Annotated in this window: 26 protein-coding genes and 1 pseudogene; 7 read left to right on the forward strand and 20 right to left on the reverse strand. The window is 34.9% G+C overall.

Going from position 1 to position 24,725, the window contains the following annotated elements; translation table 11 throughout:
• Positions 1–6 precede the first annotated feature (6 nt).
• The 6 genes and pseudogenes from BQ5321_RS22400 to BQ5321_RS22420 form a co-directional block, all read right to left on the reverse strand.
• Positions 7–1,470 carry an Msr family ABC-F type ribosomal protection protein gene (locus tag BQ5321_RS22400; protein WP_071396563.1) on the reverse strand — a complete coding sequence of 488 codons (1,464 nt, stop codon included), beginning with the start codon at positions 1,468–1,470 and terminating at the stop codon, positions 7–9.
• 764 nt (positions 1,471–2,234) lie between these two features.
• On the reverse strand, positions 2,235–3,482 hold the full coding sequence (locus BQ5321_RS22405) for an RNA-guided endonuclease InsQ/TnpB family protein (protein WP_071396564.1): 1,248 nt from the start codon (positions 3,480–3,482) through the stop codon (positions 2,235–2,237).
• 448 nt (positions 3,483–3,930) lie between these two features.
• On the reverse strand, positions 3,931–4,317 hold the full coding sequence (locus BQ5321_RS22410) for a hypothetical protein (protein WP_071396565.1): 387 nt from the start codon (positions 4,315–4,317) through the stop codon (positions 3,931–3,933).
• Positions 4,317–5,114 carry a hypothetical protein gene (locus BQ5321_RS22415; RefSeq protein ID WP_071396566.1) on the reverse strand — a complete coding sequence of 266 codons (798 nt, stop codon included), beginning with the start codon at positions 5,112–5,114 and terminating at the stop codon, positions 4,317–4,319. The genes BQ5321_RS22410 and BQ5321_RS22415 overlap by 1 nt, the downstream gene beginning before the upstream one ends.
• Positions 5,115–5,455: 341 nt before the next feature.
• A pseudogene (locus tag BQ5321_RS23880) lies at positions 5,456–5,614 on the reverse strand (transposase); the annotation flags it as partial.
• A 326-nt stretch (positions 5,615–5,940) separates the two neighbouring features.
• Positions 5,941–6,615, reverse strand: a complete 675-nt coding sequence (locus BQ5321_RS22420) for a hypothetical protein (protein WP_071396567.1) — start codon at positions 6,613–6,615, stop codon at positions 5,941–5,943.
• Positions 6,616–6,893: 278 nt separating this feature from the next.
• Between BQ5321_RS22420 and BQ5321_RS22425 the strand changes: the two genes are divergently transcribed.
• Positions 6,894–7,622: an S-layer homology domain-containing protein gene (locus tag BQ5321_RS22425; RefSeq protein ID WP_071396568.1), complete on the forward strand. Its 729-nt coding sequence runs from the start codon at positions 6,894–6,896 to the stop codon at positions 7,620–7,622.
• 11 nt (positions 7,623–7,633) lie between these two features.
• On the opposite strand, the gene BQ5321_RS22430 is transcribed toward BQ5321_RS22425, so the two are convergent.
• Entirely contained in the window at positions 7,634–7,828 is a 195-nt protein-coding gene (locus BQ5321_RS22430) for a hypothetical protein (protein WP_139187863.1), read from the reverse strand.
• 1,176 nt (positions 7,829–9,004) lie between these two features.
• On the opposite strand from BQ5321_RS22430, the gene BQ5321_RS22435 reads away from it, so the two are divergent.
• The 5 genes from BQ5321_RS22435 to BQ5321_RS22455 all read left to right on the forward strand — a co-directional run bounded on the left by BQ5321_RS22435 (position 9,005) and on the right by BQ5321_RS22455 (position 12,498).
• Complete coding sequence (locus BQ5321_RS22435; protein WP_234978442.1) at positions 9,005–9,454, forward strand: hypothetical protein; 450 nt, start codon at positions 9,005–9,007, stop codon at positions 9,452–9,454.
• 193 nt (positions 9,455–9,647) lie between these two features.
• Positions 9,648–11,021: a HAMP domain-containing sensor histidine kinase gene (locus tag BQ5321_RS22440; RefSeq protein ID WP_071396571.1), complete on the forward strand. Its 1,374-nt coding sequence runs from the start codon at positions 9,648–9,650 to the stop codon at positions 11,019–11,021.
• On the forward strand, positions 11,018–11,689 hold the full coding sequence (locus BQ5321_RS22445) for a response regulator transcription factor (protein ID WP_071396572.1): 672 nt from the start codon (positions 11,018–11,020) through the stop codon (positions 11,687–11,689). The genes BQ5321_RS22440 and BQ5321_RS22445 overlap by 4 nt, the downstream gene beginning before the upstream one ends.
• Before the next feature lie 27 nt (positions 11,690–11,716).
• On the forward strand, positions 11,717–12,154 hold the full coding sequence (locus tag BQ5321_RS22450; RefSeq protein ID WP_071396573.1) for a NusG domain II-containing protein: 438 nt from the start codon (positions 11,717–11,719) through the stop codon (positions 12,152–12,154).
• A gap of 116 nt (positions 12,155–12,270) precedes the next feature.
• A complete protein-coding gene (locus BQ5321_RS22455) occupies positions 12,271–12,498 on the forward strand; it encodes a hypothetical protein (RefSeq protein WP_019156581.1) in 228 nt (75 codons plus the stop codon).
• Positions 12,499–12,556: 58 nt separating this feature from the next.
• Here BQ5321_RS22455 and BQ5321_RS22460 read toward each other — a convergent pair whose 3' ends face one another.
• From BQ5321_RS22460 to BQ5321_RS22485, 7 genes are all read right to left on the reverse strand, one after another.
• A complete protein-coding gene (locus tag BQ5321_RS22460; RefSeq protein WP_071396574.1) occupies positions 12,557–12,886 on the reverse strand; it encodes a four-helix bundle copper-binding protein in 330 nt (109 codons plus the stop codon).
• Between the two features lie 118 nt (positions 12,887–13,004).
• Entirely contained in the window at positions 13,005–13,619 is a 615-nt protein-coding gene (locus BQ5321_RS22465) for a class I SAM-dependent methyltransferase (RefSeq protein ID WP_071396575.1), read from the reverse strand.
• A gap of 121 nt (positions 13,620–13,740) precedes the next feature.
• The gene (locus tag BQ5321_RS24900; protein ID WP_019156584.1) at positions 13,741–13,869 is read right to left on the reverse strand and encodes a hypothetical protein; all 129 of its coding nucleotides are present in this window, start codon (positions 13,867–13,869) and stop codon (positions 13,741–13,743) included.
• 11 nt (positions 13,870–13,880) lie between these two features.
• Complete coding sequence (locus BQ5321_RS22470; RefSeq protein WP_071396576.1) at positions 13,881–16,295, reverse strand: heavy metal translocating P-type ATPase; 2,415 nt, start codon at positions 16,293–16,295, stop codon at positions 13,881–13,883.
• A 76-nt stretch (positions 16,296–16,371) separates the two neighbouring features.
• Entirely contained in the window at positions 16,372–16,578 is a 207-nt protein-coding gene (copZ, locus tag BQ5321_RS22475; RefSeq protein ID WP_019156586.1) for a copper chaperone CopZ, read from the reverse strand.
• Positions 16,579–16,593: 15 nt separating this feature from the next.
• The gene (locus BQ5321_RS22480) at positions 16,594–16,935 is read right to left on the reverse strand and encodes a metal-sensitive transcriptional regulator (protein WP_019156587.1); all 342 of its coding nucleotides are present in this window, start codon (positions 16,933–16,935) and stop codon (positions 16,594–16,596) included.
• A 205-nt stretch (positions 16,936–17,140) separates the two neighbouring features.
• Complete coding sequence (locus BQ5321_RS22485; RefSeq protein WP_019156588.1) at positions 17,141–17,785, reverse strand: YdhK family protein; 645 nt, start codon at positions 17,783–17,785, stop codon at positions 17,141–17,143.
• A 688-nt stretch (positions 17,786–18,473) separates the two neighbouring features.
• On the opposite strand from BQ5321_RS22485, the gene BQ5321_RS24170 reads away from it, so the two are divergent.
• Positions 18,474–18,824 carry a hypothetical protein gene (locus BQ5321_RS24170; RefSeq protein ID WP_139187865.1) on the forward strand — a complete coding sequence of 117 codons (351 nt, stop codon included), beginning with the start codon at positions 18,474–18,476 and terminating at the stop codon, positions 18,822–18,824.
• A 74-nt stretch (positions 18,825–18,898) separates the two neighbouring features.
• Here the strand turns inward: BQ5321_RS24170 and BQ5321_RS22495 are convergent, their stop codons facing one another.
• From BQ5321_RS22495 to BQ5321_RS22525, 6 genes are all read right to left on the reverse strand, one after another.
• A complete protein-coding gene (locus BQ5321_RS22495; RefSeq protein ID WP_019156591.1) occupies positions 18,899–19,264 on the reverse strand; it encodes a hypothetical protein in 366 nt (121 codons plus the stop codon).
• Positions 19,265–19,420: 156 nt separating this feature from the next.
• Positions 19,421–20,152 carry an urease accessory protein UreH domain-containing protein gene (locus tag BQ5321_RS22500; protein WP_019156592.1) on the reverse strand — a complete coding sequence of 244 codons (732 nt, stop codon included), beginning with the start codon at positions 20,150–20,152 and terminating at the stop codon, positions 19,421–19,423.
• A gap of 188 nt (positions 20,153–20,340) precedes the next feature.
• Positions 20,341–20,868, reverse strand: a complete 528-nt coding sequence (locus tag BQ5321_RS24555) for a CueP family metal-binding protein (protein WP_173391084.1) — start codon at positions 20,866–20,868, stop codon at positions 20,341–20,343.
• A 31-nt stretch (positions 20,869–20,899) separates the two neighbouring features.
• Positions 20,900–21,715, reverse strand: a complete 816-nt coding sequence (gene lgt, locus BQ5321_RS22515; protein ID WP_019156595.1) for a prolipoprotein diacylglyceryl transferase — start codon at positions 21,713–21,715, stop codon at positions 20,900–20,902.
• A gap of 150 nt (positions 21,716–21,865) precedes the next feature.
• Complete coding sequence (locus tag BQ5321_RS22520) at positions 21,866–22,072, reverse strand: DUF2933 domain-containing protein (protein ID WP_019156596.1); 207 nt, start codon at positions 22,070–22,072, stop codon at positions 21,866–21,868.
• 674 nt (positions 22,073–22,746) lie between these two features.
• Positions 22,747–23,481: a hypothetical protein gene (locus BQ5321_RS22525; protein ID WP_019156597.1), complete on the reverse strand. Its 735-nt coding sequence runs from the start codon at positions 23,479–23,481 to the stop codon at positions 22,747–22,749.
• Positions 23,482–24,725: the final 1,244 nt, after the last annotated feature.

Below are 24,725 nucleotides of genomic sequence, written 5' to 3' on the forward strand. Positions count from 1 at the left end.
CCTCTTTTACCTCCTTAACTCTAACTTATGATTTTCTATCACGTATACGTAATCAGCTACACATTCGATAAAAGTTTGGTCATGTGATACAAGCAGGATTGTTCCCTCATAACCCTTGATAAACCGTTCTAATGCCTCAATACAAAAAACATCCAAAAAGTTTGTTGGTTCATCTAAAACTAAAATATTATATCTACCTAAGAATAGCTGACACAATACAAGACGAATGGCCTCCCCACCGCTTAAATGACGAACATTCTTTTTTAAATCATTCCCGGTAAAGCTCATAGAGTGCAATACGGATCGAATCTTACTTTCATCGTATTCACTTCTATCTTTCATATAGTCGAGAACACTTTCATCTTTCTTAAATTGATAATCCATCTGTTCATAAGTACCCATGACAGCCTTTGGAGAAATCGTTATTCCTTTACCACATTGTATGATATGACGAAGAAGCGTTGTTTTTCCCGAACCATTTTTACCTGTAATCGCAATGGTTTTACCTAATGGGAATTGAAAGCTTGCTTCCTTAAGAAGTGTCTTCTCTCCCATTTTTAGTGTTAAGCGATCTGCCATTATCGGAAATTTATTGTGTAATTGCAGGGCATTGGACTGATGAAATCGAATGATTTGCTCCTCTTTAGGTGCCTCTACCGCTTCCAGCTGTTCCACTCTTTGCTCCATCGCCTTTGCCGCTCGTTGAACAGCCTTTTGACTTGTATCCTTCGATTTCGTCATAAACATTTTATTTGCCTTTGCTTTTGTTTCCTTTTTAGACATACGTCCATTTTCCTGCGTAATCTTATCTGCCTTTTTCATTTTTTCCTCTGCAGCCTTCATAAGACGTGATTTTTCTTTTACATACCTTTCGTGCTGTTCCTGCTGCTGTCTTTTCTGTAGCTTCTTTTGTGCCACATAATCTGAATAGTTTCCTGTATACTCTTTGACCTTTCCATCTTCCACTTCCCAAATTTTCGTCACAAGTTTATCTAATACATATCGGTCATGACTCACAAGGATTAGGGCGCCATAATAGTAAGTCAATTCCTCAATGAAAAATTGTATACCATCTGCATCAAGATGAGTGGTTGGCTCATCAATTAATAGACCTTCATGATAGTTGGAGAAAATTTGCGCTAATTTCAGTCTTGTCTGTTCACCACCGCTGAAGTTTTCGACTTCGGTTTCCGGAATCGACAGTTTTCCTTTTAGCTCATAATCTACCTCCGTTTTATCAGGTGTTGTTAGTTGATCAAAATAAGCAAAGTCCACATATTTTTTCACATTTCCACTGGACGGTTGAACTATACCCGCAAGTAGCTTTAATAACGTACTTTTTCCTGCACCATTTTTCCCAACGATTCCGATACGGTCAAACTGATGTACAGCTAAACGTTCAATTTCTAATACTTTTCTATCTAAATAATTTATTTCAATATTTTCTAATTTAAAACATACTTTTTCCATTTTGCTACCTCCCGAAATTTAATGATTTCATATCGATAGCTAGGATATCGATACGAGCTTCTACATCAAGCTCGTATCAAAAGAATAGTAAGAAATGCATGGATATCTCCTCCTACTTCGCATTTAAAACAATTAAAATCTCTGTTATTGAAAATAGCGCGGCAACAGTTGTTTCGTTAATCAAGTGACCCAACGACAATAAAAAAATCACAGGCATCTGCCTGTGATTTGAGTAAAGGGAAAGAGACCCGTCCTTATTGCTGGGGCTATCTGGAGCCGTCAACAAGTAAACCTGCCTAGTAAATCACATTCACCCATCCCCCGCTTATCGAAGTGGATGGCTTCTGCTGAATGAAGTTGAATAGGCAAGAAAATTAGACATAAATAAAGAAGGGTAGAAAAATCGCCCTTCCTAAACATTACATATATGCATCCTACCAAGATTCCTAGTACCTCGATAGGATAAGAAAACATCCCTGTCATTCTCATGTTTTCTTATATGAAATGAAGATTATTAAAAAAGGACAGACTTATCCCGTTTACTCTGTATACACAAACAGAGCCTTTGAACGTATTCAATTACTAGTTCAAAGTTGGGAATCGAAGTCTCATTGCATGTGTCATTTTTTGATAATCCTCCTGAACATTTTTATATTACATAATAAATTATACTGTGAGTGTTTGAGAGTGTCAAAGAGTGAACTACCCCCACTTAATTTTCTAGCGAAAATTTGAAGTGGGGGCTTCCAAAGAATTGTAATCGTCTAAGCGATTCTTATTCTTTGAGGCGTAGCCACTTCGCCGCTAGAACATAAGACAGTGATGTCTACAGCTTTACTTTTAGCTAAGATATTTAAAGCGCCGTTGATGTCAGCATTAACTAGCTTGCCAGATTTCGTTTTATACAAACCACGCTTCACTCGTTTGCCGCTGAACTGATAATCTTTAGGATTGTCGGCATTATATTTAGGTATTTCGTCGTTATCGAAGAAGCTAGCTTTGGAGGTGTAAGATTCTTCTTGTTTAAAGAATTTAATCCCGTAAAGCTTACAAAGATATTCTAGTTTTTCTTTGATATTGCCGACAGGAATATTAACGAAATTTTGATTTGTTATTCTACCTAAATTGATGTTTCTTTGCAGAGTTTCAGCATAACCAATAACAAGATTACCTATTTGGTTTTCAAGGCAATAGTTAATAATATATCGACAAGTTTTGTTGATATAATCATTTACTTTATTGTTGCGGTTATAAGTAAGAAACGATTGTTTGCGAGTCGTGCCTTTGATTTTTTGCTTATCTTTTATGCTTTGAAGTCTGGCATTTTCTTTATTAAACCATTGGTTAATGCTTTTTAATTTACGACCATCTACAATGAAAGATTGACGTTCTGTTGTTACACAAGTAGCTAAATTATTTAGTCCTAAGTCAATTGCTAGTGCTTTTTGGTAATTTAAATCTCTTTGCTCTTCAGCCACTTCGTACGTGTACTGGATTTCAAAGAACCTAGCATTGTTTTTAGGAACAATTCGAATTTCTTTAATCTTCTTGTCTAACAAAATAGGAGGAATATTAATTATAATAGGTGCGTGATGCTTTTTGTATAAGTTTGAATACGGAATCGTTAATTGATTTCCGTTTAAGCGAACAAAGCCAATCACTAAAGGATAGTAGCCATCTTTCTTAAGGTATCTTGGAAGATTGATAGATTTAAAGTCGTACTTGCCCTGCTTGGCTAGTTTGATTAAACCAAAAAAGGACTTAAATACTCCGTCTACTTCTTTCAAAATTTGCTGAGCCATATTGCTATTTAATAACTTATAATTCTCGTTGGTTTTTGCGAGATGATAATTACTTTCGTATTTAAGATATTCTTTATGTTCAAAGTAATACTGTCTAACATTGTATAGTCCAACGTTATATAGGTTTTTAGCAATATGACAAAGCTCTTTAAGATTTGAATACTCGTCTTTAGTTAAATGATTGAGCTGTTGTTTAACACATAAGTACATTTACGTCACCTCCTATCTATAATATATTATACTATATTTTACTGAAAATATGATGAATTCAGTAAAATTAAACAGTGGCGATTCATCTCCCACTTACTCCGCTTCGCTACGTTGAAGTGGGAGTCTTCTCGCCAAAGCCAATAAATATCAACATGGATCACCAGCCATTTCTGCTCGATAAAAAGGGAATTGGCTGTTTTTTATATACTTTTTTTGTTTGCGAAAAAAGCGTTTTTTTCGAATGAGTTTGCCCTCACTTCACTTCTACCCCAAAAAATGATCAACACGTAATCTTCATGTATTCGGTTAATACAGCGTTCAATGGTGCTTATTTTATTAAGGATGATATCACTTTTCATACATTCTTCCACTTTCGTTTAATTTTAGATATTTAAAATCTATCTACCTTAACTTATTTCACATATGTAATAGATCTATTGTGAACAAATTATATGACCTCATCAGGATAATAAAGTGATTTACGTAATGTCACATCACGATGCTTCAATGTTTCACCCTTAAAACGCAACCAAATCTCATCATCAGCCATAACACCATGTGTTTTACGAATAATTGCCCATCGATTATAGCTTTTTAAACCGAGTCCAGCGAGTAATTCCTCAGCATTCACTCGTGTTTCGGGGAATACACGCCACTTTAACCATCTTTCTATCTCATCTTTTGTAATATAGCCCTCTGGACTAGGTGAAAATTGCTTATTAAAACCTTTAATATAGTTGATAACGTATGGTTTGTCGATTCCATTTGGTTTTAAATCCACACTTGCGATTACATCATCAAACAGCATCACATCAAATTTAAAATAATCAATCATCAATTTTCACCTCGAATAAGCAATTTTTCATAAACTGGATCGTTTAACTGTGCTTTAATTACATCCAATGCTCGACCAAGTGGGTATGGAGAAGAGGCTAAGCGTTTTTGTAACGTGGCCACATTAATAAAGGGTGGTCCATCGTATAAGGATAGTTGTTTCTTAAAACTATTATTAAACGGTTTTGCTTTTACTTTACGTTTTAAAACTTGAAGATCAACACCCAGTGGATAATCCTTGACATCCGATAACAAGCTTAAACCATGATCAAAAATTGGAGCCAGCTGCCAGGCTTCTGTTTTGGGATCAAAAAGAAACAGAATGTTATTGGTATGGCGATCTTCATTCAAAATGAACGCATCAAATGCTAGCATTTGTGCAATTTGGTGAGAAACATCTAAGCCTGTGAACTGGTATACCTTTTCCATAATTAATCGAAATCTATCTTCTGTGGAGTAGCGGGTATTATTTAAAATGTCATCTGTTGTTTCAAAGTTCGCTTCAAACAAGCGCTCAAGCGTTACTTCCTGTAAATGACCACGAAAATCTATAGAATAACACCCTTCTACAACCGTTTCATCGTGCTTATTAATTAAACAGGGTACATAAGGAACAAAGGAAGTCTTCGGTAAGGTGGAACTATCTAAAACGATAGAAGCAACATATTCCGCTATATTTTCGTAACCACGAGTATTCTCCTTAATCCATTTATCTCCTACTAGCCATTTCGATTGATCACCTTTACTGGATGTACTGACAATCGTTTCAGCATCTTGTGGGATCTGAACTCTTTCCATTCCATACACCTCTGTTCAAAAGTTTATAAAATATGATGTATAACATTCGTTAGTTTAATAATTAATTCCTGTTATTAATGAAGGTGGAATATATTTCTATTTCCACTATATCAAACATACATTCTTATTGTCTAATTATTATTCGTAAAATAAGGATTATACGAATAGTTAGACAAACTCTCCCCCTTTTTAATAAACTGTGATTTCTAATAGCGTAATCTCGGTTATAAAAATAAGCGTACCTTTGGTACGCTCAGAATTTCGAGAAAGGAGTATTTTTCCCGACATTTTCTAATATATGAAGGTATGAAACATTAAATTGCCTACATATTTATATGATTTTAAAAAGGATTGCTCACCTCACCTAGCTTTGCTAGGTGTGTGGCAATCTTTTTCATGTTTTGGCAAGCTGCAGTTAGGAGAACCTGCTCGCTTGCCTTCTTTAGTCCCCGTAACCGGCAGTAGCGAAGCCCCTGCAGCTCTTTTGAGTCTGCGAAGCTTAAATAAGATTAAAGGTTCAGTTGGACGACCATTATCTTCACTATACAAAGGTTTGGTTTTTTCAAGAATAAAGGAAAAATCAATATATTTATCGATTAAACAGAGAAGGTGATCTTCAAGGACTAGTACATCAATTGAAATAAATCAAATTCATTTTGGGAGTTTTTCTCTTGACTTCAACATGATATTAATTCACCACCATGGATTTATTAATATATCTAACTGAATTACATAAAATTAACGCGGTGAATAATTAAAGAAAGTAAATAAAAGCTGTCGAGGGTTTCTCGACAGCCTGAGAGGATAAAAACCCTCATTTGGTTGTTCAATTATAATAAACTGTTCCAGCATTAAGATAAATAGTCGCTCCATTTGTATTAGCATTTACCAGCTGGATCTTATAATTACCAGCATATTGATATAAATTGCTAAGAGGAACAGCGACACCGCCTATGAATCCACCAATTTTTACATTACCTGCTGGAGTAGAACTTGTATCCTTTTGAACTTTAATGTTTAATCCTTCAAATTTACTGCGTGGATTGATTGTGATAGTTGTCGGGTTAGGAAAATAGTTTCCGCCTTTAACCCAAATATTATTAATAATTGAAGTTGTGCCATAATTATAAGTAAGCCTTTGAGCTTGAAAATCGTCTAAAACAGATTTTTGTTTTTGAACAGCTCCCTCTACTGAGGAATCAATTAAATGGTTATTCTCATCGAAAATATGTACATACGGTGAATTTACAGGAGCTTCTGCTGCTTCGTGTACTTTATTAAATTGTTCCGCCTGTACCATAAGCTCTTGAATTTCTTCGTCTGAATATTCTTTAACTAGTTTTCCTTTTGCATCGTAAACTTCGATATAAGGTTTTAAGTTTTCAACTTCGTCCTGAACGCTAGTTTTCACTTTAGCTTCTGGTGTTCCTTGTGCGAAACTTGATGGAGCTACTAACAAAAAGGATGTGGCAACTGCTAGTGAAGCAATTTTTAATATCATTATGATAATCTCCCTTTTTGAATTTTCTTTACAAATCTATAATAACATTAAAAATAGTAAAGTAGAGTATATGTTTCCAATATTTAACAAAGTGGTAAAAAGGTCACCAAAAACTCTCTTTCTTATATATACATCCAGAAGTCTTTTTCGACATACTATGGATTTAAAATATCCTCCCCTTTTGGAATCTGGATATGAACGTAGTCTTTATAATCTAGTGTATCTTTATGGATATCATAGCAAGGTTCCAACCCATACTTTTCACGGGATTTAATGATGTGTCAGATGGATATACATTTTATAATGAGGTGGGGTATCTCTCATCTGAACAGATTATTACAGGCTTTAAAGATGGAACCTTCAAACCTGATAATACAGTTACACGTTCTCATGCTGCTATTATGATTGGCCGTTCTTTAGGACTGAATGGAGACCCTATTAACACAAAATTTAATGATGTTACTGCAAATGTAACTGGATCAGGCTATATTGCCTCAGCTGTTAGAAAAGGAATCATTACCGGATTTCCAGATAACACATATCGACCTAATGAGCTGGTCGCCCGAGGACAAATGGCGATTTTCCTAAACAGAGCCTTCACATTAACGACAGGACAAGCCAATAGTTTTCACGATGTTTCTTCCAATACGGCAGCCTATCAATCCATTTTGGATGCAGTAGCAACTGGAATTGCGGATGGCTATCCTGATGGATCCTATCGACCAGATACATCTGTAACACGTGGACAATTCTCTGCATTTATGGCACGCGCATTAAATCCTGTGTATCGTGAAAAAGGAAGAATAGTCATTCGTGTGGATAAAAACAGTTTCTTGGTAGTTGATACTTATCCTCTTCATTTACAGGCTGGAAATAAATACGGTGCAACATCATTTGAATATCCTAATGCTTCTGAAACATTGAAAATAGGACAAAGAGTAGAAGTTGAATCTACTGGCCCTGTCTTAGATTCATATCCAAAACAAGGAGTAGCAAAAACTATTTAAATACTGCCAGATTATAAACCTGCGGACGCAACGTTAACTGAGTCTATTCCGATGATTGCTAACAGTAGATTTTGCCAATATTTCTTCACCACACCAAAAGAATGAGCTAAAGCTAATATCCATAAAACAAAAGGGAAAACAAGCAAGTAAAGACCTACTGACCAACTTCCCAAAAAACTAACAATATACATAATCAATCCCGCCAACCAAAACCTTCTTGCTCTATTTTAACAACCGCTAAAATCATTAGGACTGTTCCTATTAGAAATAATCCATAAAATATAAATGTTAACATAGAGACACCACCCCTATTCAAATCTAATAATGGTAAAATAATTTGGTTTAATCCTCTTAATATCATACCATGGTATTTGGAATATTTTTGTAATTTCCTACCTTAATTCTCTAAATACAAAAAAGACTCAATCCAATTTTAGGATTGAGTCTTACTTGATTCATTTCTTTACATATTTGTAAAAATGCAATTAGGCAGTTCCCAACTTTGTTGGCGAGTTCCCGACTTTGTTGTCAAATAACAAGGGTATTCCCCTGCTAAAAAGTCCTTCCCCGCCTTCCTCTCCCCCTCATTCCCCTCAAACCCTTGCGTCTCTAAGCCCTGCCCCTCTTATCTCGCCTTTTTTCTTCATTCCATTATGTTATATTGTTCTTCCCCAAAACCCCCATTTTCGCCCTCTTTTTTCCGTTCTGGCTTGTATCGAATATTCGGACAATGTTATTAAGTTCGTACCGAACTGAGAGAAGAATCAAGAGAAAAGAATGAAAAAAATGCAAAGAAACTGCCGAAAAAGTATTGAAACCCTACGGGTTTATATAGTGAGGAAAACAACATATTAGAAGAGAGAAAAGAATGAGCAAGGATGATTGAACCCCTATTGGAAAAGGGATTGAGGAGATATTGGACAAAACAAAAAGACTGGACCACTATTGGATCCAGCCTGAAATATAATTGATTTTACGATTGAAAAATGATTGAGTACATATTGTTCGCCTGCTCTTTTTTCCTCACTCTTCCTTCCACTCTGGATACCAACTATTTAGCAGTAGGTACCGACTTTTTAGCGTGGGAACCAGCTTTTTAGCAGGGAAACATATTAGAAAAAAGAGAATGGAGATAAGAAAGTAATTTCAAACAGAATAACATTTTAAGGACACTATAACCTATATTTAATAAATAGACGTTGAATATTCCTAGTCATCAATCACATATAGTTAATAATATCGGACAAGACAGAAAGGAGTAAAAAATGGGAGTATCACTTTTTCTAATTCTTATATCAATTTTCTCGCTCTCAGTTCTTGTTATTTATAAGGTAACTTACCATAGAAAGAAATTCACTAATATGACTGGCATGATGATAGCTATGTCAATTGGTATGAGTGTCGGTCTCACTGTAGGAGTTATTGTAGGAATTGTAATTTCGGACAACTTTTTTATTGCTACCATTTTAGGAATGGCTGCAGGTTTTCTGATTGGATTTTTGACTGGTTTACCAGTAAGCATTATAGCTGTTCTTGACGGGATGCTATCCGGGATTATGGGAGGCATGATGGGAGCCATGCTTGGGGAAATGATCACGGTAGAGTATCGTGATGCAATTGTTAAGATCATGATTTTTCTATTTCTATCTACTTTACTAATTCTCCTTCATTTGATACAAAAAGAGGTCAGTAATAAAGAAGCGACTTTCTATAATCATCCACTGTTTATCATTATTCTATATAGTTTTATTTTTATTTTACTTAACCAATTAGACCCGATTTTTAGCGATATTGAAGCCCCTAATGAACAAAATCATATAGAACATCATTAAATTGAGTAGATACTTTTTATAAAAGGCAACTATTATAAAGAAGACTAATATTAGAACTGCTGATGCTTCAGCGGTTTTTTTATCTTTCTGGTGTAAAATAATAATGTACCGACCTTTACACAATTTCTGCACAAAATCTTCAAAATTTTATCGTAGGCTAAGCATACATGGAAATAGGAGAATGATCATCGTAATGAAGAAACTTTCAGTAAAACTAGGCATCTTATTTTTTGTTGTAATTTTTGGTTTAATTACATTTATGTTTTTCTTTTTGCATGCCGAAATTGTGGACTCGAGAATAGAACAAGAGCTACAAACATTAAAATCGAGGGGGAATTCTCACAAGGCTATTCTTGAAAAGCAATTCGATGATGAAATGGTTGATCATGTCGTTTTGATGGAATCTGAATCCAATACAGACGTAATCATAACAAATGAGTCAGGGGAGATACTAGATTCTTCGGCCCCGGTTGAAAACTTTAGAAGGTATATAGAAGCCCCTTTAACCCCTATTCCAAATGATGGACAGGTTTTAGAAGAAAAATGGGAGCAGGAACCATATATTGCGACAGTTAGTCCCATTCAAATTGATCAAAAAGTTTCCGGGTATGTTTATATGTTTCAAGATACTGCGTTGGTACGTATTTTAATTCATTCCTTGAATGAACACTTTTTGATTGCAGGCTTGATTTCAGTTATTTTTACGATTATTATCATTTGTTTCTTATCGAGGGGGATTACTAGACCTCTTATTAAAATGAAAGAAGCAACATCACAAATTAGTAAAGGTAATTTTTCCGTTCCTCTCCCTCATACATCAGAAGATGAATTAGGGGATCTAGCAAAATCAATCAAGTTATTAGCGACAGATTTAAACTATCTTAAAAAAGAACGGAGTCAATTTTTAGCTAGTATTTCACATGAACTTCGGACTCCTCTTACTTATATAAAGGGCTATGCTGATATTGTAAAAAAAAGGAATTTATCCAAAGAAGAACAGGGTAAATATTTATCTATTATTGTGGAAGAATCAGATCGTTTAGCCAAATTAATCAAAGAGCTATTTGAACTTGCAAAAATAGATCAAAATACGTTTATCATTGAAAAAGAGTTAATCAACTTAAACGAATTTTTCACTAAAATGGATCAAAAGTTCTCTCCTATTTTTCATGAGAATGAAATGAAATTTACTATAAACTGCCAACCGAATCTGTTATTAAAAGCTGATTCATTAAGACTTGAACAAATTTTTATGAATCTATTAGATAATGCCATGAAATACTCAAACAGAGGTTCGACCGTTTCTTTAACAGCTTGGAAACAAAAAAAGGAAATTTATATTTCCATTAAAGATAATGGAAGGGGAATTCCAGAGGAGGATCTTCCCTATATTTTTCACCGTTTTTATCGAGTGGATAAATCCCGAACACGTTCTCTCGGAGGTACAGGGCTTGGTCTTGCAATAATCAAAGAACTTATCCTTGCCCATGGAGGCGATATTCAAGTGAGAAGTAAAGAGAATGTTGGGACAACATTCGAATTAATTTTCAAGGAGGATCAAAATTGAAAACCATTTTACTTGTAGATGATGAACCAATGATGCTTGATTTATTATCGTTGTACTTATCCCCTCTGGGCTATCAGTGTATTAAAAAAGAATCTGCACGAGAAGCTCTAAAATTTTTGGAGTCCAATACGGTTGATCTTATTTTATTAGATATTATGATGCCTGATATGAGTGGGTTAGAAGCATGTCAGGAAGTACGGAAAAATTGGGATATTCCAATTATTATGCTCACAGCGTTAGGCGACAAAGCAGACATTATAAGAGGTCTTAATATAGGTGCGGATGATTACATATCTAAACCTTTTGATGAAGAAGAGTTAGTAGCTAGAATTGAAGCTGTCCTAAGAAGAAGTACAAAACAACCAGAGCAAATCTCATTTAAAGGACTTACCCTAATTCAAGATTCTCATCAGCTTTTTTATAAAAATCAAGAAATCTCTTTAACTCCGAAAGAATTTGGGATGTTGAACCTCTTTTTAACCAACACAAATCGGGTTTTTTCTAGGGATCATCTGATTGAATCGGTATGGGGATATAATGTTTCAACCGAGGATCGCACGATTGACTCTCATGTCCGAAATTTACGTGAAAAACTAAGAAAAGCAGGTTTTCCAGCAGATGACTATTTACAAACCGTCTGGGGTGTCGGATATAAGTGGAAGTCTTAGGCCTATCCATATTTGAATTGCAAGGAGATGAACCCTTTGAAAAACGCACTTCAAATGATTAAAAGATGGGACATTATTATTACTGTTTTATTATTAGTCATTTCATTTATCCCCGTTTCTATTTTTAGCTATCAGCAGGCTAAAGTAGAGGCAACAACTGAAAATCCAGAATATGTCGCTGTTATTTCCAGTAGAAATGAGGAAGTGAAACGGGTCACATTAACTGGACATAAAGGTACTGAAAGGTTAAACATACCTGAGATTGAATGTAATCCAAATACCGTGGAGTTGCATAACGAGGAGATTCGGATTGAATCTTCTACATGTCCTGAACAAATCTGTGTAAATACAGGCTATATTTCAAAACCAGGTCCTGCTATTGTATGCTTACCCCATCAAGTAGTAATCACAATTGAAACAGTCGGTGGAGGCGAAGATGTGGATCCGCTTATTATTAGTTCATGATAAATATGTATCCAATAAATTCATGTACAATCTTAACAAGTTCCACAAAGTTTCTGCATAATCTCTGCAAACTTTTACGTTAATATAAAAATATAATTAAGAAGGAGATGAAACAAATGAAAAAGAAATTAGCTATCGGGCTATTAACAGGAGCCATTCTGCTAGGCGGGGCAGGATTTGCCTATGCTCAAACGGATGGCTTCCAAGAAATGAAACCATTTATGGAAAAAATGCACCCAGAATTATCAACAAATGAATTAGAGCAAATGTATAATGATTGTCATGGGGATGGGGGCATGATGCAGGATACTGAGAAGGCAAAAAATATGATGAATAGTTTATAATCGTGACAAATAAAAGGATTGGAATACCACCAATCCTTTCGTTTTGAACAATGAAATGTTAAGAAGCCATTTGACGGCAAATTTCTGCACATCTAAAGCAAGATTCTGCACATTTACGACAATGTTCATGATGTTCATGATTTTTACACGCATTGCCACATGCCTCACAAATTTCTGCACAAAGTTGACAAATTTGTTTTGCAAATGGGCTGTTTGATTGCATTGCCTTTGCAGCAAATGCACACATATCCGCACATTCTCTATCCAAACGGATACATTCTGCCATCATTTTTACATCCTCTTCTTTTAAACAGGCATCATAACATCCGTTACATGCCTCCATACATTCCAAACATGCTTTTATACATTCTTCATAGGTCACAGGCATTTTCCAAAATCCTCCTTTTGATTTTTACAGAAAATATCATCCCCTTTTGAAGATTAATTATCCTATCAAAGTCGTAAATCGTTTATAATTATTAAACATAATATGGCTCTTCCAAACGTCATTTATTGGGACTAACCGATAACTCTCTAAAAATAGACCCCATTAAATTTTTATTCATTTCAACTTTGAGACCTGATCGTTCGATCGTGTTGATCGTTTCCCGGTTAATATTGGCTCCCCATAATCTTACCGTTAAAGGATTTAACAAATCCATTACAATACCAACCCACATTTGATCACTTCTCACATGCTCCAACAGCAGTATTTGTCCATTTGGTTTACAAACTCTTTTCAACTCTTTTAAACCCAAAAGAGGATCCGGAACGGAACAAAATACACAAGTAGAGACCACTGTATCGAACATATCGTCTGGAAACGGCAATTCCTGTATATCTGCTTCCATTAATCGAATCGGAAATGGATACCTACCTTTTACTAATTTCTCCTGGGCCTGTTTTAGCATCCCTTTACTAAAGTCAACACCTGTTAGTGATTTTGTATAGGTTGGATAAAAGGGGAAATTAGCCCCCGTCCCGACTCCCACTTCAAGAACATTTCCAGATATATTAGATAGTAAATTCAATCTCCACTCTGCTTTAATCATCTTATCCATAACTTCATATATACTTGAAATTCTATTATATCTTCTTTTAATTTTTTCATTCGTATTCAATTCGTTCCACCTACCTCATAAACATCCTTTTTAGTGTCTCATTTATTTATGAAAAAACTTTGCATTTTTTATAACAAGAATGGCCTCTATCCAAATAGGGGCCATTCTTAAAATCAGTTAACTATTCATTATGTTGTTCTATATTTGTGTGTTCTTGATCCTCTACAGGAGGACTTACAATTGAATAAGCATAATAAGCACCCACAACGACTATTAAATAAGCCAGGGCAGATAATACCCATTTTTTCATATACGACACTCCTATAGTTTGACCTTTTGTAATCGTAGAGCATTGAGTACAACCGAAACAGAGCTAAATGCCATTGCAGCACCGGCAAGCCATGGAGCTAAGAATCCAAACGCCGCAATTGGAATGCCAATTGAATTATAAGCTAAGGCCCAGAAAAGGTTTTGCTTAATATTTCGCATTGTTTTATGGCTCATTAAGATGGAGTCTGGAATACTGTTCAAATCCCCACGGATCAAGGTAATATCGGCTGCTTCCATCGCTACATCTGTACCCGTACCAATAGCCATACCAATATCAGCAGTAGCAAGTGCTGGGGCATCATTAATTCCATCCCCGACCATGGCCACTTTTTTATCTTGAGCTTGAAGTTTCTTCACTTCTTCTGCTTTCCCTTCTGGGAGAACTTCGGCAATTACATGATCAACTCCAGCTTGTTTTGCAATTGCATTTGCCGTATCTTTGTTGTCACCCGTAATCATAATCACTTCAAGTCCCATGTCTTTCATCCGTTTAATGGCGGAAGTAGATGTTTCTTTAATTGTATCTGCTACTGCAACAATCCCTGCATATCTTCCATCAACGGCTGCTAACATAGCTGTTTTCCCTTGTTTCTCAAGATCTTCCATCTTATCTAATACATTATCAATCTCGACATTGTATTTTTTCATAAGACGACGAGTTCCTACAAGAACCACTTTTCCATCCACTACCGTTTTGATTCCATATCCAGGTATATTTTCAAAATCAGAAACATCTTTGAACTGGATGGATTTCTCTACGATTCCTTCAACAATTGCTTGTGCAAGAGGATGCTCTGATTGTTTTTCAGCCGAACCAACAAGAGATAAGAACTCTGTCTCATCTTGCTCCGTTATCACATCTGTTAAAACAGGTTCACCATTTGTGATCGTTCCTGTTTTGTCTAAAATGACTGTATTGACTTTATGAGTCATTTCAAGGTGTTCTCCACCTTTAAATAGAATCCCATATTCGGCAGCTCGACCGGTTCCTGCCATAATGGAGGTTGGTGTTGCTAGACCTAAAGCACATGGACATGCAATGACAAGAACGGCAATTAGGTTTACTAGGGCTGCAGTAAAGTTTCCTGGATCAGCCCAGAAATACCAGATGATAAATGTAATAACCGCTATTCCCACCACAATTGGAACAAAGATACCGGAAATTTGATCAGCCATCCGTTGAATTGGAGCTTTTGATCCTTGTGCTTCCTCTACAATTTTAATGATTTGCGATAGGGCTGTTTCCTTTCCTACTTTTGTCGCTTTAATTTTCAAAAATCCATTTTTATTAATAGTTGCCCCTATTACACTATCTCCAACTGTTTTATCTACGGGGACACTTTCACCAGTGAGCATTGATTCATCCAGTGCTGAGGTCCCTTCCAAAACTTCTCCATCAACAGGAACTTTCTCACCAGGCTTTACTAATAAAATATCGCCAGCCACAACATCTTCTAAAGGAATAGTGGTTTCGATTCCATTTCGAATGACTGTTGCTGTTTTTGCTTGTAGTCCCATTAATTTCTTAATCGCTTCTGATGAACGTCCTTTTGCTTTTGCTTCAAATAGGTTTCCAAGAATAATTAATGTGATTAAGACAGCACTTGTTTCAAAATAAAGTCCAACTGAATGTGCATTACTTCCAAGCGATTCTATTGCTAAATAAACACTATAAAAATAAGCAGCCGATGTACCAAGAGCTACGAGTACATCCATATTGGCACTCTTATTTTTCAATGACTTATAGGCTCCAACATAAAATTGTTTTCCAATAAAGAATTGTACAGGTGTTGCCAAGGCCATTTGTACCCATGGCTTCATAAATGCATCTGGCACCCAAAGGAAAGAAGTAAAACTAAAATGTCCTACCATAGACCACAGTAACGGAAGTGATAAAATAGCTGCGAATATAAACTTCCCTGTCTGTTTTTCAATCTCTTTTTGACGATAATCTACGGCCTCTTTTTCATTTTCATCGCTTTTTACCATCGCTCCGTAGCCGAGATTTTCAACCTTTTGAACTAACTCTTTTGTTGTAACTGCTGATGGATTATATTCTACAGATGCCTTTTCTAAAGCCAAATTAACAGTTGCTTGCAGAACACCATCGACTTTATTAAGACCTTTTTCAATTCTTGTTGCACAGGCTGCACAAGTCATACCAGTTAGTACCAATTCCCTTTTTTCTGTTACAACATCATATCCAAGATCTCTTACCTTTTTCGTTATATCTGAAGGACTCATCATAACAGGGTCAAACTGGACCATGGCTTTTTCTAAAGCAAGGTTTACATTGGCATCCTTGACTCCATCCATTTTTTTCAGCCCTTTTTCAATTCTTGTTGCACAGGCTGCACAGGTCATGCCAGTTACTTGGAATTGATTTTCAATAACTTTTTCGCTCATCCCCATCACCTCATACCTACCTAGGGTATATTTTTTTGAAAAAGAGAGCGTGCTTTAAGCACAGCCCATCTTCAATTTACTTTACTTCGTATCCTTGATCATCAATGGTTTCCTTGATTTTATCTAATGTTACCTCAGCTTGATTAAATTCAACGTCTACTTTTTTATTCTCCAGATCGACTTTTACACTTGAAACTCCATTAAGTGCTCCAACGCTTCCTTCTACTGATTTCACGCAATGTCCACAAGACATACCTTCTACATTTAAAGTTACTTTTTCCATATTTAACGTCCCCTTTTACTTTTTCATTAATTTTTGTATGGTCACTAATACTTCATCTAAAACTTCCATGTCACCTTCTTGAATTCGATTGACTACACATTCTTTCATATGTGCTTCAAGAAGAATTTTAGCAACACCATTAAGAGCTGCTTGTGAAGCTGAGATTTGAGTAATCACATCATCACAGTAAGTATCCGTTTCGATTAATCTTTTTATGCCCCGAATCTGACCTTCAATCCTGTTCAATCGGGTCACAAGGTTCTTTTTCGTTTTTTCTGAGTGATGACTCATTCTCCCATGTGAAGGTGTACAGCAACTATCCTCTGAAATCATCTCATTTTCTAATTCGGGATCCATCTCACTCCTCCTCCTCGATTACATTATAGTATACCCCCGTACCCTATGTAAAGTGACTGATTTGTGAAAAGTAAAATAAAATTAATTATATTACCCAATTTTTATGGAATATAGATTTAATTTGTTCTAACTTCGTATTTTAATACAAAACGTGAGGCGGTTCTCTTGTTTTGCGTATATAAACAAGAGAACCGCCTCCTCGTTTTTATTCTACTGGAGATAATTCACTTTCTGTTACCCATTTGTGATACGTTACCTTTTCCCCTGTTTCAGTATCCGTGTAATCTACCATATAGACTGTTGTTTGTTCAGCAGAATCAATTGTTGCAGTTGCACCTTTCATACCTTCCATATGTTCTGCATTTAATACCACTTCATCACCTGTTTGAAACGATTCATCACCCGCATTTTCAAGTTCCTCATGAATGACCCATTTATGATCCTCGACTGGTTCTCCGCCAGTTGTAGGCGTATATGTAACTGTATAAACCGTCGTGTCAAAGGCTCCAGAGATTGTGGCTTCAGCTCCATCCATTCCTGGCATATGATTTGCGTGAATAATTGCCTTGCTTCCAACCGGATACGTTGGATTCTCTGCTTCCTCTAAGCCTTCAGGTACCTCACTTGAACCAGAGTGATTCATTCCAGCATGATCCATTCCCTCCATTTCTTCTTCTCCATTACTTGATTCCTCATTTTCCTCTTCGTTTGTTGTTGTTCCCTGGTTTGTATTTTCTGTTTTTCCGTTAGTATCTTGTTCTTCGTCGGTTGCGTTTGAACATGCACCAAGCACTAGCAATAGTGAAGCTAACAAAATAAATAAAATTGATCGTTTACCTTTTTTCTGCATTTCTTTATTCCCTCCTTCTTTTATTAAATATAGAGTATCCAAAAAGTTTGCAGAATTTGTGCATTTACATAGTTTACACCTTAAAAAGGTTATAAATTATGTGTGTTCATATGATTCACATTAGTTGTTCAATATTTTTCTTTGAGAAGTTATTAATTTACTTATAAGAATGACCTCAAAAAATTGCTGATGCTATATCAATTTAATCATTAGTTTTCATTTTAAAAACCGATGTAAGTACAATTTGCCAAGTTAAATTTGATTTAAGTACCAAAGGATTTTTTTTTGAACAATTTGTGAATTCATCATTTATCCATTTAGAATCCACAAATTCTCCACATCCTTAATTAATACTAGACATCATAAAAATAAATTTTGAAAAAAGAAAGGAGTTTATAAAATGGGTTGTTGTGGTGGTCATCACTCTAATCAAGATAATCATTCTCAAAATACTTCCATTAAGTCAACGTTTTGGACCTTGTTAATTGGGATCGGTGTAATTGCGGTACTAATATATTTATTAAATTAAAAAAGAAGAGGGATAGGCCCAATTAGTCTCATGCCAATCGTCCCCATTGTTTTTGTTTGTATCATTCGTATAAATTGATGGAGGGAGTACATTATCAAAGATCATAACTATTCAAAGAATAAAAAGGAAAGACCCCTCTTAAAAGCTGTGGGATCAGTATTGTTTGCCATTATAGCCTCTTCTCACCACTGGCTACATACGCTTTTAATTGCACTCGGCCTTACTACACTAGGAACAGGTTTGTTGTCTTTACCACCAAGTATAAGATTAATATTATTAGTAATATCATTGATTTTGTCTGTATGGTTTTTAAGAGTTGCCAAAGTGAAATGGTCACGAAATCGTCCTGCGGCATGGGTTTATCTTATCTCATCCCTTATCTCAATTATTCTAGTTATTACAGCAATACCTGATACACTCACAAGTGTATATCCCAAAAATGAGCCAGTACAGCAACAAGAACAACAACAAAATACAGAACAGCAACACAATCATGATGAGCATAATTAATCTGAACAGGGATATTTAAAATAGATTTTAAATATCCCTGTTAATGCGAATCAATAAATTTTATAAATAGCTTTTTAAGTTACAAACTTCATCAATATGAACATCATCAACATAAAAGAGCCGATAATGCCAGAGAAATACCAAACTCCTTTTACATCCTCTTTTTTCTGCATTTTATTGTATTCATTATAAGTTATTTCCCCTTTAGCAAACCTCAAACCACTATAATCAGGTTTTACGGAAAATAAAGCACCTTTCTTATCCTCTAGGATTATTTTCGTAATAAAATCCTTCCCATTCCATTGTTCATCTTGTTGCGAGAACTCAAAACTTTTACCTCCAAACACTTCTACCTTTACCACTTTATATAACGACTGTTTTCGTATTTCTTCACTTATTTTATAAGCCTGGTGTTCCATAAAATTATTAGTTATACACACTTTAATCGCCTCACTGACATCATAATTTAGAACATTAATCTAAATTCATGAAAAAACTTCTAATGAAATATTTTATGCAGAACACTTCCCAAAAGCCTTTCTTTAATACTACCAATTAACCTCCCTGCATTCATTAACTGTAAGATTTTTTCAAGATTACCAATAAGTCAATGTGTCTAAAACACCTAAAATTAGCAGGGTTATTCCTGCTAATTTTTGAACGATTACACCAATCTTTCTACCTTTTTTCTTAACCAACTTCCCACTTAACTCAAAATACCAAATGAGGAATAGGGTTATTAAAAGTGGTAATGATGTTCCTATTGCAAAAATGGCAGGAAGAATGACTCCATATGATACAGATATTGTAGCAGGCATTAATGTTACAAAAAATAAAACAAACATAGTCGGACAGAATCCAAGGGTAAAACTCACTCCCATTAGAAAAGCACCAAAGTTGCCCTTTTTTATAAATTTCTCTGGTATTGATCCTAAAACGAAAGATTTATAGAATCGAATAACATCGAGCATAAAAAGACCAATCAGGATTAATATAGGTCCAACAACTTTTCTAAACCATGGAAAGTATAGGGCTAAGATGGATTTAAACTCATTTCCGAGCATCCACACAGTAATACCTAGAATAGTAAAAACAAAGATTTTACCAAGAATAAAAAATATAATTTCTTTCCAAGCTATTTGTTTCTGTACTGATTTATTTCCGTATAATGTAATAGCACCTAGGTTCCCAGTAAATTGACAGGGTGTTAAGGCCCCCACAATCCCTAAAACGAAAGCAAATAAAATAGGAATTCCTTCTGTTGTATTGACCATATTATAAAATGGTTGACTGAGCATATAGCTTATTTTGCTAAAGAATTCATACATTTCCTATCCTCCTGTAATTTAAAACCTCTAACTCCCCTCTATCAATTGGGAATATTCCGGATCATGTGTAAATAGCTATTTTGATTTAGCTTAAATATTATTATCTGAAGGATATATTTAAAAATTCACATAATTTATATCAAAATTAAAGGAAACCTCTCAAACGAGGCTTCCAACTTATTGCTTTACTACATTAGTTGCATGGTTGTAATACAAGTATTATCATTTTCAAAAGTGGAGAATTCTGATTCTACTTTCTTATCGTCATACTTAATTTCTATACGATACTCCTTGTCCCGTGGTAGCCATATATCAATAAAGCCATTTGACTGGGACTTTAATTTTTCATCTACTAATACATTCCCTTCGATGTCTTCAATATAAACATCAAACTCTTTATTTACCAACTCACCTTGACAACCTGTCAAGTTATGAATTTGTCAAGGATGGGTTTGCTCAATATAAGGAGCAATGGAAACGAAAAATTCCTCCTTCGGCAAATCATAGCTTGCTTTATTTCCATTACGATCAGTTGCAATGAGTTCATGTGATGTAATAGATGCTGACTGATCTTTAATGTTTCGTAGACTATAATCGTTCACTAACTCCTTAATATTTTTTTCTTCGTTTTCTTCGAAAGCGTTGTCTTCATTTGCACTACAAGCAACTAATGCTAAAAAAGTTAAAGCAATAACAATAAAATGCTTTAATTTCACTTAACATTACCTCCAATCCCTTATGTGGAAATTAATTTGACCTTTTTCCGTACTGTAACTTTGCATATCCTTTCCAACGTCTAAACCAAATTAAGATTACTGCTATTCCAATTAATGATAATGAGACGACTTGAGCGATTCTCAAAGAGTCTGTTAACATCAAACTATCAGTTCTCAAACCTTCTACAAAGAATCTCCCTATCGAATACCAAATAACATAGATAAGAAAAAGTTCACCACGCTTTATATTAAGTCTTCTTACAATTAGTAATAGAACAAACCCCAATAAATTCCATAATGACTCATACAAGAATGTTGGATGATAATAAGAACCATTTATATACATCTGATTAATAATAAAATCTGGCAGATTTATACCTTCTAAAAAGCCCCTCGTTACTTCAGTTCCGTGTGCTTCTTGATTCATGAAGTTTCCCCAACGTCCTATTGCCTGCCCAAGAATAATACTCGGTGCGGAAATATCAGCCAATTTCCAAAATGAAATTCCCTTTTTATTGGCAAAAACAACGGCTGTTACAACACCACCAATTAAAGCTCCATGTATGGCAATGCCACCTTCCCAAATCGCAAATATTTGCCCAGGATTTTGAGAATAATAGTCCCATTTAAAAAGAACATAGTAAATCCTAGCACTTACTATTGAGATTGGAATAACCCAAAGCAATAAATCAGAAAATGTATCTTTAGAAAGCCCTAATTTTTTTGCTTCCCTTGTTGCAAATACCCAACCTAATAATATACCTATTCCGATGATAATACCGTACCAGTATATTGTAAATGGTCCAAATTCAATTGCTACTCTATCTAGTGGCTGTAAATAATCCATCTTGTCCTCACCTCTAAGTTTGCCTAACAAATCGTTCAACCATAAAATTACGACAAATCTGTCGAGATTTTATGCAGAAAATTATAATTGATACTTAAATTATTAGAAATGATAAGTAAAAAGCTGCTACTTTAAGTAACAGCCTTTTACTCATGATTCCTTTTTCACCATTGCAGAAAGAGCTTCAATTTCTTCTCTTAACTTTTTATTCTCCAACTCAAGATTTAGCATTTTATCATTCAAATTGTTTGAAGAATGTGAATGATGGTCATGATTTTTGTGACCAAACATCCCTTTCATACAAAAAATCATCATCAAGGGACAAATTAATAAGATCAATAATTGTAGCCATTCCATAAAATCACCTCATTTTTTATTATCCTACTAAGAAAATATCGAGATTTTATGGAGAATCTTTATGATCAAACAGCGATTCTTTGCATCTCCACATACCATTACTGATATAGTCAAATTGATTAGAAATAATAATTCTAACTTCATCATTTATTGTCCTGCAAAAAAGTCCTTCCCCGCCTTCCTCTCACTCTCCTCAATCCCTTGCGGCTTTAAGCCAAGACCCTCTTATCTCGCCTTTTTTCTTCCTTCCAATATGTTATATAGTTCTTCCCGAAAATGACCCTCCTTTTTCTGTTCTGGCTTGTATCGAATATTCGGACAATGTTAAAGAGTTGGTACCGATAATGGAGGAAAGAATCAGGAGAAAAGACTGAAAAAAATGATTGAAAAAGACATGGAAATCCGTTGGATTTACACTGAATACGTCGTGAACTTTTGCTCTTTATTCGTTACTCTCTTCCCTCTGCTATCCTTATTGGACAAGGGATTGGACAGATCTTGAGCAAAACAAAAAGACTGGATCATATTGAATCCGGCCCCGAATTGATATTGATTTTACGATTGATTATTGATTGATTACATATTGTCGCCTGCTCTTTTTTTCCTCACTCTTCCTTCCGCTATGGACACCAACTATTTAGCAGTAGGGACCGACTTTTTAGCATGGGGACCAACTATTTAGCAGGGAAACATCTGATAAATGGTTTACTGGAAATTTTTCTATGTAATGAATTTATATTGAATAAATTATTTTTTTGTTTGTAGTCATACTCATATTTTCGCCAACTATCCTTACTTCTGATTCTATGCTTTACGTCCCAAGTTTCCTCATTGTTAAAAAAGCGAGACACATAATCTGATGCAAAAGTAAGCAAATTCACTTGATATTTGTCCCATGTCTTTTTAATCCACTCTTCTACTTCCTCTGAGATATAGATATTTTCGAAATCCATTCTTGGATTACTTTGAATTCGATGATGGTCTTTGATAAAAAGGAAAAGCATTTCAGTCTGTTCTTTCAGAAAATGATTTTTCTTTATAAGGTGAGCGTAACAATCATACGAAGCACTGCGAAACTCTCTATCAGTGTTGTATAGATAGAATAAATCATCTTTTTTAAGGTAACTAACAATGGAACGATTCAGTTGCTTTTCATAATCGTCATAAATTCCAACTAACCATTCTTGAATATCAGATTCATATTGCCGAAGGGAATTTTTATACTTTTCAAGACGTTCTTCGTTTAACACTGTTTTTTCATCCAATTTTGAATCATCAAGGTATTGATTGAAATACTCAAATATATAGTTCATACACGTTTGCATGTTTTGAACTTTTGACTCAATATCAAATTCATTAATTCGATCTTCTTTTTTTCTTTTTGAAATGTATTCTTCAAGAGATAGCATCCATATACACATCCTAATTTATCTTCTTTTACCATTTCTCTATTTATTATACTAAATTCCCTTTCAAACCTTTATACCTAACCCATACACATCTACTATGTCCCCATCGAATAATAACGTTCCACCGCCCCTCCCCCTTCTCACTCTCCTCAACCCCTTCTCTCCCAAGGGCTCACGCCCCTTTCTCTACCCATTCCATTTTCTCTTATAAAAAATTACGTTCCCGCCTTTTTGCCAATTTTCGCATGAAATTGTACCGATTTTACAATGATTTTGATAAAAAAATTACGTTCCATAATAGACGAATAGGGAGTATGTGATTGATGACTTTCTGATTCTAATGAGTGAGGAAAAACACTGGAAAGGATGCTGATTCAATACTGTGTGGGAAACTAACCGAAAGAGGCTAGGAGCCTTACTGGACAAGGGATTGGAGGAATACGGAATTGAAAAAACGATTGGATTCGGATTGAATTTTGATTGAAAATGGGATTGGATTGCGATTGGATTCCCGCTGAATTTTATACAAAAAAAACCGAAGGTCTACCGGGAAAAATACCGGAAAAACCTTCGGATTGGGAACATTAATTTTATTTAAGGAACGCTTTTTTTATTTAAGGAACCTTAATTTTATATGGAGACAACCGCTAAAATCATTAGGACTGTTCCTATTAGAAATAATCCATAAAATATAAATGTTAACATAGAGACACCACCCCTATTCAAATCTAATAATGGTAAAATAATTTGGTTTAATCCTCTTAATATCATACCATGGTATTTGGAATATTTTTGTAATTTCCTACCTTAATTCTCTAAATACAAAAAAGACTCAATCCAATTTTAGGATTGAGTCTTACTTGATTCATTTCTTTACATATTTGTAAAAATGCAATTAGGCAGTTCCCAACTTTGTTGGCGAGTTCCCGACTTTGTTGTCAAATAACAAGGGTGTAGCTTTGAAATAAAGTTTGATCAAAAGCATCTAGGCAAACCCATATTTTGCGTTAAATTAAATGAACCTGTTTTGAAAAAGATTGATCAAAACGGGTTCATTCTTTGTGAAGCATTATACAATTTTTATAAAAAAGTTTGATCGCTTTCTATCTATAATCTTCAACAATTGCACCTTATTTTGGAGTAGAAAAATAGTATACCGTAGTGAAGATTGGAAGATTCGACATACTGATTGGAGTTTTTATGATGAAATTTTTGTCATCTCTTTATTTGCATTTTTTTTATTT

It is taken from the genome of Bacillus tuaregi, assembly GCF_900104575.1.
GTDB lineage: Bacteria > Bacillota > Bacilli > Bacillales > Cytobacillaceae > Bacillus_BD > Bacillus_BD tuaregi.